This is a genomic window from Stutzerimonas chloritidismutans (assembly GCF_020783375.1).
Taxonomy (GTDB): Bacteria; Pseudomonadota; Gammaproteobacteria; order Pseudomonadales; family Pseudomonadaceae; genus Stutzerimonas; species Stutzerimonas kunmingensis.
The window spans coordinates 3,493,816-3,507,249 of record NZ_CP086067.1; the positions used below are offsets into that span (position 1 = coordinate 3,493,816).

Below are 13,434 nucleotides of genomic sequence, written 5' to 3' on the forward strand. Positions count from 1 at the left end.
TATGGCGAACCGAAATCAAGGCTTCACACTAATAGACCTGATGGTCACGCTGTCGGTATTAAGCGTCGTCGCTGCGATAGCTATCCCCGCGTTCGGCAACATGATTGAAAGAAGTCGCCAGGAAGCGCTGAAGGATGAGGTCGAAAGCACACTGCACAATGCCCGCACGCAAGCAGTTCTACGGCGCCGCACCATAGAGATATGTGGAAGCGGAGACGGGGCAACATGTTCGACGAACTGGGCAGATGGCTGGCTTGTACGCACTACGACAGGGCAAACACTGCAACTGACCCAACTTCCACATCAAGCTGAGCTCAGCTGGATTGGCTTTAGCGAGAGCATTCGTTTTCGCGATAACGGGGCGGCGCCCGCCAGCAATGGGCGATTTTACCAATGCCATGGGAAGCAGGTCGCATGGCAAGTCGTCGTCAGTCGTCAGGGGCGGATACGCCAGGCTTCAGAGGCAGAAAACACCGCTCAAGCCAGCCTATGCCGGTGAAGCCGAACCAGGGACTCCTGCGGCAAACATCGACGCCATCACAGCTCAAACTCAAGCCTCGACCGTTCATCCATACAAACGCACCAACGATCTTCCCCATGCGGACAAGACACCAACGCATTTGCATCATCCGCTCACGATTCCCCTGGAGTACACCATGTCACGCACAACCGACATGCACGGATTCACCCTGGTCGAGCTGATGATCACCCTGGCGTTGCTTGGCGTTTTCGCAGCCATTGCCGTCCCCAGCTTCAACAGCCTGATCCGTAGTAACCAAGTGCAAAGCAAGGCAGAGGAACTGGTTAGCTTCCTGCAGCACGCACGTGGTCAAGCGGTCCTTAACCGACAGGCATACGAAGTACAGATCAAGAGTAATGCGCCCTGGGAACTCAGCAGCGCGGGAAGCGGGGAAGTGGAGCGAATCCTGGAGCATAACCCCGCTCACGCGGAGATCCTCAGCTCAGCCCTCAGCGACGACAAACTGGTCTACCGGGCCAACGGCACGGCTACAACCGCCAAGTTCACCATATGCCGCGACTCAGACCCGGCCACCGGCTACCTACTCGAAGTGCAAGCTAGCGGCGGCCTCGTTCTCTACCCTCGAGGCAAGAAAGACGGAGCTGCCATGGACAGCTGCACACCATGAGGAACTCAATGAAAACCAATAAAGGCTTCAGCCTGATCGAGGTACTGGTGGCCCTACTGCTAACCACCATCGGTGTACTCGGCATGGTGGCTCTGCAGGGACGCAGCATCCAATACACACAGGACTCGGTACAGCGCAACACGGCCATCGTTCTGGCCGGCGACTTGATCGAAATTGTAAGAGCGCACCCAAAAGAGCTGTTCGATACTTCGCCACCGCAGTTCCCTATGAACAGCGGGTTAAAAGACAGCTCCATTTTCTACAAAGCCGCCGGCGATGAGTTCGCCGACCGCGAGAGCTGCGTGGCGAGTCCGACCCGAATAGCAAAAACAGCAAAAGAACTGCGCGACTGCTGGGCCGACAAGGTTGAAGCATTGTTACCAGGCGGCAGCGAGCTATTCGTTAGCGACGTATACGTTTGCCGCAGCTCTATTGCAGGTGATTGCGATGACAAGGGTTCAATGCTTGAAATTCGCCTGGCCTGGCAAGTTCGTGAAGGCGCCTGCCTTGATGCGGAAAACTCCGATGTTTGCAGCTATACAGTTCGGGTAGAACCATGAACCACACTAAACATCAATTTGGCCTGTCCATGGTAGAACTGCTTATCGCACTAGCGATCAGTAGCTTTCTAATCCTCGGTATTACGCAAGTCTATATCGACAACAAGCGTAACTATGTCTTCCAACAGAATCAGGCTGGGAACGTCGAAAACAGTCGCTTTGCCGCATTAGTCATTAACGACTACCTGAGCAAGGCAGGCTATCGTCGGACACCCTCAGCGCTGCTGGACATCGTCTTTCCCTCCCGCCCTGCTTCCGGTGGATGCCTCGCATTCAACGCTGGACATGCCGCTACCGGATTGGATCCCAGTGAAGGTATCGGCTTCTGCATTCGATATCAGCCGCAAGTCAGTGGAGAACTGGACTGTCAGGGCACGGCTAGCTCTGTTACATATGACGAAGCCTTCCCTTCTTCCCCGCCCGACGCAGCCGACCTGACCGTTCTGGCGTTCAAATACGAACCCAGCAGCAACGACCAGCTGCAGGACGGGCGCCTTCTATGTAAAAGCCTCAACGCCACCACGCCGCAGTACGGCGAGGTGCTCCGCGGCATTGCGGACCTGCGTTTGGACTTCGGTGTAGGCAAGACTGACATGCTGGAAAAGGAAGTTACCACCTTCGTCCAGCAAGCAGATTGGACACCCACCAGTGGTGCGATTCGTAGCGTGCGCTATGCCCTACTGCTCTCCAGCCGTGCAGGACAGCGCGACGGCGATGACTCGAAGGTTCTTGCCGACTGGCTGCTAGAAGCCTCAACGGAAGCGCAAACCCGACTGGAAGAGGCAGATAACAAGCGCATCTACCAAGTGGCAGGCGCCACGCAAACCATCAGGAATCTAATGCCATGATGCTCATTTCCCGCAAATCTCAGGGCGGAGCGGTACTCCTCGTTTCCCTCGTCATGCTGCTGGTTCTGACTGTACTGGCCGTCAGCAGCATGCGAGGCGTGACGCTCGAGTCACGCATCACGGCAAACCGCGCTCACGACATGAAAAGCCAGAACATTGCAGATGCGGCATTGCGCGAAGCTGAATTTCGTTTTTACGGTCCCGGCAACTTGTCCGAGAAGCTTGAAGCTAAAGCAGCCAACTGTTTGGCGGCTAACACCCTGAAGGCCAATGGAATCAACAGCCCTTGCCTGCTTGAAGTCAAGACAGATCGTCTACTGGCATTCGTGGACCAGCCTCACCAGGCGGACGGAGATGATCTCCTGACCGCCTCGAACGTCTGGATGCCTTACCGAGGTACGGACCCTGCTGCAGCCACGACGGCCGACGCCCACTACAACAGCATCCTGGCGGATGTAGCAGGGAACGCTGCTGTCAACGCCGAATATGGCGGGCGTGGCGAGGGAAGTGGCACCTATTTCTATCTCAACAACGGCAAGACCGGCGACGCCCTCTATCTGCAGTCGACGCACGCCAACATCTACCTTGGCCTTAACAATTGAGAGCCGACATCATGTCCCGTTTTCATCCTTATTCTCGCGCTAAGACGCTCTCATACGCTCTTTTTGGCGTAGCCCTGCTCAGCGCAGCCAATAGCTTTGCGGCTGTATCACAGAGCCCGTTGAGCCTCACCGTTGGCGTCCCGCCGAACATGGCACTTACGCTGGATGACTCAGGCAGTATGCGCTGGGCCTTCGCCCCCGATAACGTCGATGGCATACACGCTACGCGACGAGCGAAGTCGAGCGATTTCAATCCACTTTATTTCAACCCAAGTATCAGCTACGACGCACCCATCGTGTTCGACACGAACGGTACAGAACAGCCACTTTCTACCAGCTATAGCGCCGCTTTACTTAACGGTTACAAAAGCACCCTTGGCAGTATTGATCTACGCAGCGACTACAAAGTCACCTGGAGCTACGACCTGCTCAGCTCACAGGCCACTAGTTACGGCTATAGCAACACCTCTAACCGCTTGGGAGAGAACCCTGCGGGCGACTTCAGTGCGAGCGTAGTACGTAACACCAATGGCACATCTACAGTCACCAATGACGCTGGCATTCAGTTCGCAATTAACCGCACCAGTAGCTCTGCATGTAGCGCCACTGCGACTATTTCTGGCGTTAGCGTCACTGCTAATTGCAGTCGAACTGCAACCAATACCTACACCGCGACTCTAGCGCAGCGCGGTGTTCCAGCCTACTACTACACTTACGACTCTAGCCTTGCTAACAACTGCAGCGAAGCGAACGACGACTGCTATACGCTAAATTTCGTCAGCAGCGAACAACAACAGAACTTTGCCAACTGGTATTCCTTCTACCGTAATCGCGCTTTAGCTACCATTTCCGCTGCGGCACTGGCGTTCTATGATCTTTCACCCTCGGTTCGCCTGACTTGGCAAGGCCTTGGCAACTGCAAGAGTTTTACAGGTGCCGATACGACAAACTGCTACAATAACTCTCTGAAAGATTACTCACCTACACACAAAGGGCAGCTTTACGCCTGGTTGCAAAACATTAACTTTAACCAAACCACCTACCTGCCAGCTGCGATGAAACGAGCAGGCGAATTTTACACCACTAGTACGCCGTGGCAGAAAACTCCAAACGGGACAGGTAACACCAGCCTAAATACCTATGCGTGCCGTGCCAGTTACCACATCCTGATGACTGACGGGCAATGGAACTCCACCACTACAATGCCCAGCAATTTCCGTCACGATGCTGCGACCTTCAACCTGCCTGACGGCCGTGCTTATAGCGAGCGCAAGCCCTATTACGACAGCACGAGTGAAACTCTGGCCGACCTGGCCATGCACTACTGGGCTACCGACCTTAACCCAGATCTGGACAATGACTTGCCGGCGTACACCCCCTTCAAAAGCGGCGATACGACAACTGACTACTGGGACGCGCGCAACGACCCGGCGACTTGGCAGCATATGACCAACTTCGTGATGGGGCTCGGCCTAACCGAATCACTGAACAACGCGAATATTCCTTGGGCGGGCGGTACTTTCGCAGGACAGGGCTACGCCAACCTGGTCGCTGGCACAGCAACCTGGCCGCCAGCTTCCAGCGGCAGCGCCAATAATGTCTATGACCTCTGGCATGCCGCCATCAACTCACGCGGCGAGTTCTTCAGTGTCGACAGCCCGGAAGCAATGGTTCAAGCCTTCGATGACATCCTATCCCGCATTGCTGATCGGAAATCCACGGCAGCCAGGCCTGCCATCAACTCCGGCCAAGTCAGTACCGATGAAAATAACAACGGTACCGTCAAGACCGTCTCATATCAGACATCCTATGCCAGCGACGACAATTGGTCTGGCGACGTCAAGCGCTTCGAAAAAGTCTGGAGCGCTCAAAACAACGCTTTTGAAACATCCGAAGTATGGAGCGCAAAAACCCAGGTGCCAGGCTGGCAAAGCCGGATCATAAAAATGGCCGGAGACACGAACAGCGGTTTGGCGGACTTCACTTGGGACAACGCCGGCTCTGCCAGTACTGCCGGCACGTTAGCAAACTTGCTCAGCCGTGACCCGGAGAATAGTAATTTGCCGGACGCAAAGGGAGAGCAGCGCTTACAGTATCTCCGCGGCAACCGCACTGGCGAAGGCTCAACGTTCCGTCAACGCAGTAGCGTCCTAGGTGACTTCTATTCATCCAGTCCAGCCGTAGTATCCGGGCCCCGCTACCTCGTGAACTTCAGTAACCGCCTGGAAGGCAATACCGCGTACTCCACGTTTTCAACCAGTGTCGCCGGGCGGACGCCTCGTGTATATGCGGGCGGGAATGACGGCATGCTACATGGATTCAATGCACTCACCGGCGTCGAGGAATTTGCCTTCGTCCCCAGTGCCGTGTTCGCTAAGCTCAACAAGCTGACCGGCTCCAACTACAGCCATGAATTTTTTGTGGATGGCAGCCCCGTCGTGGCCGATGTCTACAACGGCGAAGAATGGCGCACCATTCTGGTCGGCACATTGAAGGCAGGAGGCAAATCTATCTTTGCGTTGGATATCACGACACCGGGAAGTGAGGAGTTGCTGTGGGAATTCGACGATAGCAGCCTGCCTGATGATGCAGCAGTAAAGATGGGTTACAGCTTCTCCCAACCGACTATTGCGCGACTGCATACCGGAACATGGACCGTCGTGTTCGGCAATGGTTACGAAAGCCCCAACAATACCAACGGCAAGGCGGCTTTGTTCGTCGTAGATGCAATAGAGGGCACGCTCCTTACTAGCCTGGAAGTCGAGGGTGTAGACGGGGTTGCGAATGGCCTTTCGACACCCAAACTTGCCGACTACAACGCTGACGGTGTAGCCGACTATGCCTACGCGGGAGATCTTCAGGGCAATCTCTGGCGTTTCGATCTGCTACGTAACGGTCGGAGCGATACGGCGCCCTTCACCACCGAAGACGATAGCGAAAACGCCATTGATGATTTCGAGGTAGCCTTTGGCGGCGAACCACTGTTCAGCGCCGTAGCAAACACCGGCACCGAAGGTCGTCAGCCCATTACATCCGCACCGAGCCTGGTGCTACACCCCACCGGGTTCGGCTATCTGGTCGTATTTGGTACCGGCAAGTTCTTCGAGACCGGCGACAAAGAAGGCGACAAGAGTTTCGCTCAAACGGTATACGGCATCTGGGACAAACAAACGCTGGGCGAGGAAGCAAGTGACCCGAATATCGCCCGCAGCAGTTTGCAACAGCAGACAATCACCACCCAAACCACAGTCGAGGCCAACGGCACCACGCGCCAAGGTCTGGTCTTGAGCAATAACAACGTCAGTTGGCAGGGCAGCGATACCCAGGCGGCACAGAATGGCTGGTTTCTTAACCTGCGACAGAGCCAGGGGGAAATGGTGGTGGAGAACATGTCGCAGCTAGGTCGCACGATCTTCTTCCAATCGCTGATTCCGAATGATGACCCCTGCGGTGATGGCGCGAATAACTGGACCTACGCCATCAATCCCTTCACTGGCGGCAGAACCTCTCACAACGCCTTTGACTACATACCGACCACGGACATCGGTACGACCAGCGTCTCAGCGGTTCGCCAGGATGGTGAAGGTGGCGGCACACTCTCACAGGATTCCGACGGTACGTACCAATACTGCACAGGCCAGGAGTGCATCAACGTCTACCCGGACCCGGCAAGCCTAGGCCGGCAAAGCTGGCGCCGTATTGAACAGGAATAACTAGATGAACCCAGTATTAACGGAGCAGTCCATGAAGCGAGCTCAGTGCGGCTTCACCCTGATTGAACTCATGATCGTGGTCGCCATCATCGGCATCCTGGCCGCGATTGCCTATCCGAGCTATGACGAGTACGTAAAGCGCGGTAACCGCACCGAAGGGCAAGCCCTACTGAGCGATGCATCCGCGCGGCAGGAGCGTTACTTCGGCCAGAACAATGCTTACATCACTTCAGACGCCGATATTGCCAAGCTAGGGCTGAGGAACGGTAATACGTCGGAAACAGGTAAATACACACTTTCAGTAGGCACAAACAACGGGGACGGGGGCTATACGCTCACAGCCGAACAACAGTTCGGCGACACCAAATGCGGCAATCTAACTCTGACCGCCCTTGGCGCCAAGGACAGGACCGGCAGCGGAAAGACCGCCGCGGAGTGTTGGCGCTAAGCTTCCAACTGAGCGAGGGCTAGCGCACCCCTAACGATCTGTCAAAGCCTTATAAACTGTGACGAAGCCTCGGCCCTCTGGCCGGGGCTTTTGTCTAATCAGCTATGCGTTATTGGAGCACACGGGTACTTGATCAGAACGCGAGACAATTCATTCGCTCAAGACCAGATTAATCAGCGATACCTAAGTCCTCGCTTGATAACTCGCGATGGATCAAACCACCTTTAACCGCAACTCTTTCGGCATCGAGAACGTCACGTTCTCTGGGCGGCCCTCCAGCTCATCCATGCCGCTGGCGCCCCACTCCTTGAGCCGCTCGATCACCCCACGCACCAGCACTTCAGGGGCTGATGCACCGGCGGTGATACCGATACGCTCGATGCTCTCGAACCATTCGCGCTTAAGGTCTTCGGCGCCGTCGATGAGATAAGCCGGCGTGCTCATCCGCTCGGCGAGTTCGCGCAGGCGGTTAGAGTTCGAGCTATTCGGGCTGCCCACGACCAGAACCACATCGCATTCATCGGCCAGTTGCTTCACCGCATCCTGGCGATTCTGGGTGGCGTAGCAGATGTCATCCTTGCGCGGGCCGCCGATGCTTGGGAACTTGCTGCGCAGCGCGTCGATGACACGGCTGGTGTCATCCATGGAGAGCGTTGTCTGAGTGACAAAGGCCAGCGCCTCGGGGTCGCGCACTTGCAGCTGGGCGACGTCTTCCTCGTCTTCAACCAGGTAGATCGCGCCACCGTTGCGCGCATCGTACTGGCCCATAGTGCCTTCGACTTCCGGGTGGCCCTGATGACCGATCAAGATGCACTCACGCCCATCACGACTGTACTTGGCGACTTCCAGATGCACCTTGGTCACCAGCGGACAGGTGGCGTCGAAAACCTTCAAACCACGCTTCTCCGCCTCCAGCCGTACAGCCTGGGAGACGCCATGGGCACTGAAGATGACAATGACATCGTCCGGCACCTGGTCCAGCTCTTCGACGAAGATCGCCCCACGCGCACGCAGGTCTTCGACCACGAACTTGTTGTGCACCACTTCATGCCGCACATAGATCGGCGGCCCGAAAACTTCCAGGGCCCGGTTGACGATTTCGATGGCGCGATCCACACCCGCGCAGAAGCCGCGAGGGTTGGCGAGTTTGATTTGCATGATAAGTCTCGGCACGCGAAGGCTTTGATGACGGGTGAGTGTAACGCGATACGGCACAGGCGTTCTCCGACGCCCTGTATCGGCCAGCGGGAGGGAAGTAATCCTCCCGGCTGGCCAGCTCCGGTTACACCGGTTTGACGTCGATGATCTCGACCTCGAAGGTCAGCATCTTGCCAGCCAATGGGTGATTGAAGTCTACGGTGACCTGACTCTCGTCGAACGCCTTCACCACACCCGGCAGCTCGGTACGCGCCGCATCCTGGAAGCTCACCATCAAACCCTCCGAGAGCTCCATTCCTTCGAATTGGCTGCGCGGCATGACCTGCACATTCTGCGGGTTGACCTGGCCGAAGCCCTGCTCCGGAGCAATCTGCAGGGTGCGCTTGTCACCGGCCTTCATCCCGTAGAGCTGCTGCTCAAAGCCTGGCAGCAGGTTGCCATCACCTACCTTGAAGGTTGCTGGCTTCTTGTCGAACGTGCTGTCGACCAGCTCGCCCGTTTCCAGGCCAAGCGCGAAATGCAGGGTGACTTCCTTGTCCGGCCCAATGCGCTGTTCAGTCATGTGCAGCTTCTCCGGTCTTGTTGCCCTTGAACATGTCCAGCGCCAGCATGACGGCACCGACGGTGATGGCGCTATCAGCGATATTGAACGCGGGGAAATACCAGCGGTTCTGCCAATGCACCAGAATGAAATCGACTACATGGCCTAACACCACGCGATCATAGAGATTGCCCAGCGCGCCGCCCAACACGAGCGCCAACGCTACTGCCAGCCAGGTTTCGTTTGCTTTCAGCCGCTTCAGCCAGACCACCAGCACGACACTGACGCCAACTGCGATCACCGCAAACAGCCAACGCTGCCAGCCGCCATGATCGGCAAGGAAGCTGAACGCCGCCCCCGTGTTGTACGCCAGCGTCCAGGCGAAGTAGCCCGGAATCACGTCGACCTTCTGGTACAGGCTGAAGTTGGCCTCAAAGTAGTGTTTGGTCGCCTGATCGAAGGCGATCACCAGCACACTGAGCCACAGCCAGGCGAGCCGACCGAAACGCGCACTCATTGCACAGCCTCCGGCCCGCTGATCGTCCGGCGCATATCACGCATAGTGACGGACCTCACCAGCGCCTTCGATATTCTCCACACAGCGACCGCAGATGTCCGGATGCTCGGCATGCGTACCAACGTCCGGCAGATGGTGCCAGCAACGACCGCACTTGCTATGTCCGGTCTTGCGGACCACCAGCTTGAGGCCGGCCAGCTCGCTCTCCACGGCCTCGGCTGGGGCCTGAGCCAGTGGTGCGATATCTACGGCAGAGGTGATCAGCACGAAGCGCAGTTCGTTGCCCAGCTTGGCCAACTCCGCAGCCAGCGCGCCTTCTGCATACAGCGTGACTTCCGCCTGCAGATTGCCGCCAATGGTCTTGGCCGCACGCTGGTTTTCCAGTTCCTTGTTCACCGCGGTCTTGACCGCCATGACCTTGTCCCAGAAAGCGCGATCGAGCTCGGCTTCCTGTGGTAGCGCGGTCAGGCCCGTGTACCAGGTATTGAGCATCACCGATTCGTTGCGCTCGCCCGGCAGGTACTGCCAGATTTCCTCGGCGGTGAAGGCCAGGATCGGCGCGATCCAGCGCACCAGCGCCTCGGCGATGTGATACAGCGCGGTCTGGCAGGAGCGACGCGGCAGGCTGTCCGCACCAGTGGTGTATTGGCGGTCCTTGATGATGTCCAGATAGAAGCCGCCCAACTCCTGCACGCAGAAGTTGTGCACCTTCTGGTAGACGTTCCAGAAGCGATAGGTGGTGTAGGCCTCCTCGATCTCCTGCTGCAGCAGCAGCGCGCGGTCGATGGCCCAGCGGTCCAGGGCGATCAGCTGATCATTCGGCACCATGTGCTGCGCGGGATCGAAGCCGTCGAGATTCGAGAGCAGGAAGCGTGCGGTGTTGCGGATACGACGGTAGGCATCGGCGCTGCGCTGCAGGATCTGCTTGGATACCGCCATCTCGCCGGAATAGTCGGTGGCCGAGACCCACAGACGCAGGATGTCGGCGCCCATGCTGTCGGTAATTTCCTGCGGCGCGATGACGTTGCCGAGGGACTTGGACATCTTGCGGCCGTTCTCGTCCACGGTGAAGCCGTGGGTCAGCAGGCCCTTGTACGGTGCATGCCCGTCGATGGCTGCGCCGGTCAGCAGCGATGAATGGAACCAGCCGCGATGCTGGTCGGAGCCTTCCAGATAGAGATCGGCACGCGGGCCGCTTTCGTGACCCATGGGGTGCGAGCCACGCATCACATGCCAGTGGGTGGTGCCGGAATCGAACCAGACATCGAGGGTGTCGGTGATCTTTTCGTACTGCGCCGCTTCTTCGCCAAGCAGCTCCGCCGCATCCTGCTTCGACCAGGCCTCGATACCGCCCTGTTCGACGCGCTGCGCCACCTGCTCCATCAGCTCGACGGTGCGCGGGTGCAGCTCGCCACTTTCCTTGTGCAGGAAGAACGGGATCGGCACGCCCCAGGTGCGCTGGCGCGAGATGCACCAGTCCGGGCGCCCGGCGATCATGCCGTGCAGGCGCGCCTGGCCCCAGGCAGGGACGAACTCGGTCTGCTCGATGGCATCCAGTGCACGGCGGCGCAGCGAGCTGCCGTCATGGGCAACCTTGTCCATGCCGACAAACCACTGCGCCGTGGCGCGGTAGATCAGCGGGGTCTTGTGCCGCCAGCAGTGCATGTAGCTGTGCTGGATCGACTCGTGCTTGAGCAGCGCGCCGACCTCGGCGAGCTTCTCGACGATAGCCGGGTTCGCTTTCCAGATGAACTGTCCACCAAAGAACGGCAGGTCGGAGACGTAGACGCCGTTGCTCTGCACCGGGCCGAGGATGTCGTCGTTCTCCATCCCGTAGTGCTTGCAGGAGCGGAAGTCGTCATCGCCGTAGGCCGGCGCCGAGTGGACGATACCGGTACCGGCACCGGTTTCCACGTAATCGGCCAGGTAGATCGGGGCGAAGCGCTCGTAGAACGGATGACGGAAGCGGATCAGCTCCAGCACCTTGCCTTCGCAACGGGCGATGATTTCACCAGCCAGACCGTAGCGCTGCAGGCAGGACTCGACCAGTTCCTCGGCCAGCACCAGCAGGCGCTCGCCGGTGTCGACCAGCGCATAGACGAACTCGGGGTGCACGTTCAGTGCCTGGTTGGCCGGAATGGTCCAGGGCGTGGTGGTCCAGATCACGATGCTGGCAGGCTTGGCCAGATTCGGCAGACCGAACGCAGCAGCCAGCTTGTCGGCATCCTCGACTTCGAAGGCGACGTCGATGGCATCGGATTTCTTGTCCTGATATTCGACCTCCGCCTCGGCCAGCGCCGAACCGCAGTCGAAGCACCAGTTCACCGGCTTCAGGCCCTTGAAGACGAAGCCGCCTTCGACCAGTTTGGCCAGGGCGCGGATTTCCCCGGCTTCGTTGGCGAAGTCCATGGTCTTGTACGGGTTGTCCCAGTCACCCAGGACGCCGAGGCGGATGAAGTCGGCCTTCTGCCCTTCGATCTGTTCGGCCGCGTAGGCGCGGCAACGCTCGCGGGTCAGATCGGCCGGCTGGTTCTTGCCGAAGGTGGTCTCGACCTTGTGCTCGATCGGCAGACCGTGGCAATCCCAACCCGGCACATAGGGCGCGTCGAAACCAGCCAGGGTGCGCGAGCGGACGATCATGTCCTTGATCACCTTGTTCACCGCGTGGCCAATGTGAATATTGCCGTTGGCATACGGCGGGCCATCGTGCAGGACGAACTTCGGGCGACCTTCGCCGATCTGCCGCAGCTTCCGGTACAGGTCAATGCTGTTCCAGCGCTGCAGAATCTCCGGCTCGCGCTGTGGCAGACCGGCCTTCATCGGAAATGCCGTGGACGGCAGATTGAGGGTCGCTTTGTAATCGGTCATTTCAGTCCTGACTCGTCATGAGGGGTGAAGCCCGCCAGTAATCGCGGGCAGCGGCGATGTCGGCTTCGATCGCCGTCTTGAGCGCCTCCAGCGAGGCGAAACGCTGCTCGTCGCGCAGCTTGCGATGGAAGGTGACCTGCACCAGACGCCCATACAGGTCGCCCTGATAATCGAGCAGATGCACTTCCAAGTGTGGTTTACCGTCACTCTCGACCGTGGGTCGCATGCCGATGTTGGCGACACCGGCAAGCGACTTTTCGTCCAGCTCGAGACTGACCAGAAACACGCCACTCAGCGGCGTGTTGCGGCGTTTGAGCTGCACATTGGCAGTTGGCGCTCCGAGCTGGCGGCCCAGCTTCTGCCCGTGCATGACCCGGCCAGTGATACCGAACGGTCTGCCGAGCAGTGCTTCGGCGCAGGCCAGATCACCCTCCGCCAGCACCTGACGCAGCCGCGTGCTACTGACCCGCTCGCCGTCCACCTCAATGGTGGTGGCGGCCTCGACCGAGAAGCCTTCGGCCGCGCCGGCCTTGAGCAGGAAGTCGAAATCGCCGGCGCGGTCGCAACCGAAACGGAAATCGTCGCCGACTTCCAAATGCCGTACACCCAACCCTTCCACCAGCGTGGCGTGGACGAATTCAGCGGCACTCAGCTCTCGCAGGCGGCGATTGAAGGCCAGACACAACACCAGATCGACGCCCTGCTCGCTCAACAGCTGCAGCTTTTCACGCAGGCGGGTGAGCCGCGCCGGCGCCTTGTCCGGCGAAAAGAACTCACGCGGTTGCGGCTCGAAGATCACTACGCAGCTGGGCAGCCCCAATTCGGCCGCACGCTCGCGCAGCCGCGCCAGGATGGCCTGATGCCCCCGGTGCACGCCGTCGAAATTGCCGATGGTGGCGACGCAGCCCCGATGCCGGGGTCGCAGATTGTGAAGGCCTCGAACCAGCTGCATACCGCACTTCTTGCTTGAAAAGTGGCCGATTATACGCACGTGCCGCGCATCCCGGACAGGTTTGCTCCGCCCGTGAATC

General features: G+C 58.5%; 12 protein-coding genes. 7 read left to right on the forward strand and 5 right to left on the reverse strand.

Features of this window, described 5'->3' with window-relative positions; all coding sequences use genetic code 11:
- Position 1 precedes the first annotated feature (1 nt).
- The 7 genes from LLJ08_RS16305 (at position 2) to LLJ08_RS16335 (ending at position 7,319) form a co-directional block, all read left to right on the forward strand.
- A complete protein-coding gene (locus LLJ08_RS16305) occupies positions 2 to 499 on the forward strand; it encodes a GspH/FimT family pseudopilin (RefSeq protein WP_003302173.1) in 498 nt (165 codons plus the stop codon).
- 157 nt (positions 500 to 656) lie between these two features.
- Entirely contained in the window at positions 657 to 1,148 is a 492-nt protein-coding gene (locus tag LLJ08_RS16310; RefSeq protein ID WP_003302171.1) for a GspH/FimT family pseudopilin, read from the forward strand.
- Between the two features lie 8 nt (positions 1,149 to 1,156).
- Entirely contained in the window at positions 1,157 to 1,708 is a 552-nt protein-coding gene (gene pilV / locus LLJ08_RS16315; protein ID WP_003302169.1) for a type IV pilus modification protein PilV, read from the forward strand.
- Entirely contained in the window at positions 1,705 to 2,556 is an 852-nt protein-coding gene (locus LLJ08_RS16320) for a PilW family protein (RefSeq protein ID WP_003302166.1), read from the forward strand. Before pilV ends, LLJ08_RS16320 begins: the two co-directional genes overlap by 4 nt.
- Positions 2,553 to 3,158, forward strand: a complete 606-nt coding sequence (locus LLJ08_RS16325) for a PilX N-terminal domain-containing pilus assembly protein (RefSeq protein ID WP_179484770.1) — start codon at positions 2,553 to 2,555, stop codon at positions 3,156 to 3,158. The genes LLJ08_RS16320 and LLJ08_RS16325 overlap by 4 nt, the downstream gene beginning before the upstream one ends.
- Positions 3,159 to 3,169: 11 nt before the next feature.
- On the forward strand, positions 3,170 to 6,871 hold the full coding sequence (locus LLJ08_RS16330; protein WP_228207480.1) for a pilus assembly protein: 3,702 nt from the start codon (positions 3,170 to 3,172) through the stop codon (positions 6,869 to 6,871).
- Positions 6,872 to 6,875: 4 nt separating this feature from the next.
- Complete coding sequence (locus LLJ08_RS16335; RefSeq protein ID WP_272877183.1) at positions 6,876 to 7,319, forward strand: type IV pilin protein; 444 nt, start codon at positions 6,876 to 6,878, stop codon at positions 7,317 to 7,319.
- Positions 7,320 to 7,532: 213 nt separating this feature from the next.
- Here the strand turns inward: LLJ08_RS16335 and ispH are convergent, their stop codons facing one another.
- From ispH to ribF, 5 genes are all read right to left on the reverse strand, one after another.
- Positions 7,533 to 8,477, reverse strand: a complete 945-nt coding sequence (gene ispH / locus LLJ08_RS16340; protein WP_228207481.1) for a 4-hydroxy-3-methylbut-2-enyl diphosphate reductase — start codon at positions 8,475 to 8,477, stop codon at positions 7,533 to 7,535.
- Positions 8,478 to 8,601: 124 nt separating this feature from the next.
- Complete coding sequence (locus LLJ08_RS16345; RefSeq protein ID WP_228207482.1) at positions 8,602 to 9,039, reverse strand: FKBP-type peptidyl-prolyl cis-trans isomerase; 438 nt, start codon at positions 9,037 to 9,039, stop codon at positions 8,602 to 8,604.
- A complete protein-coding gene (gene lspA / locus LLJ08_RS16350; protein WP_044315014.1) occupies positions 9,032 to 9,535 on the reverse strand; it encodes a signal peptidase II in 504 nt (167 codons plus the stop codon). The genes LLJ08_RS16345 and lspA overlap by 8 nt, the downstream gene beginning before the upstream one ends.
- A gap of 36 nt (positions 9,536 to 9,571) precedes the next feature.
- Positions 9,572 to 12,403, reverse strand: a complete 2,832-nt coding sequence (gene ileS / locus LLJ08_RS16355; RefSeq protein WP_228207483.1) for an isoleucine--tRNA ligase — start codon at positions 12,401 to 12,403, stop codon at positions 9,572 to 9,574.
- A gap of 1 nt (position 12,404) precedes the next feature.
- Entirely contained in the window at positions 12,405 to 13,355 is a 951-nt protein-coding gene (gene ribF, locus LLJ08_RS16360; RefSeq protein WP_042927711.1) for a bifunctional riboflavin kinase/FAD synthetase, read from the reverse strand.
- Positions 13,356 to 13,434 lie beyond the last annotated feature (79 nt).

Coding starts and splice junctions, on each gene's coding strand:
- LLJ08_RS16310 (WP_003302171.1), top strand. CDS start 657: ATGTCACGCACAACCGACATGCACGGATTCACCCTGGTCGAGCTGATG.
- LLJ08_RS16305 (WP_003302173.1), top strand. CDS start 2: ATGGCGAACCGAAATCAAGGCTTCACACTAATAGACCTGATGGTCACG.
- LLJ08_RS16345 (WP_228207482.1), bottom strand. CDS start 9,039: ATGACTGAACAGCGCATTGGGCCGGACAAGGAAGTCACCCTGCATTTC.
- LLJ08_RS16330 (WP_228207480.1), top strand. CDS start 3,170: ATGTCCCGTTTTCATCCTTATTCTCGCGCTAAGACGCTCTCATACGCT.
- ileS (WP_228207483.1), bottom strand. CDS start 12,403: ATGACCGATTACAAAGCGACCCTCAATCTGCCGTCCACGGCATTTCCG.
- LLJ08_RS16325 (WP_179484770.1), top strand. CDS start 2,553: ATGATGCTCATTTCCCGCAAATCTCAGGGCGGAGCGGTACTCCTCGTT.
- ribF (WP_042927711.1), bottom strand. CDS start 13,355: ATGCAGCTGGTTCGAGGCCTTCACAATCTGCGACCCCGGCATCGGGGC.
- pilV (WP_003302169.1), top strand. CDS start 1,157: ATGAAAACCAATAAAGGCTTCAGCCTGATCGAGGTACTGGTGGCCCTA.
- LLJ08_RS16320 (WP_003302166.1), top strand. CDS start 1,705: ATGAACCACACTAAACATCAATTTGGCCTGTCCATGGTAGAACTGCTT.
- ispH (WP_228207481.1), bottom strand. CDS start 8,477: ATGCAAATCAAACTCGCCAACCCTCGCGGCTTCTGCGCGGGTGTGGAT.
- LLJ08_RS16335 (WP_272877183.1), top strand. CDS start 6,876: ATGAACCCAGTATTAACGGAGCAGTCCATGAAGCGAGCTCAGTGCGGC.
- lspA (WP_044315014.1), bottom strand. CDS start 9,535: ATGAGTGCGCGTTTCGGTCGGCTCGCCTGGCTGTGGCTCAGTGTGCTG.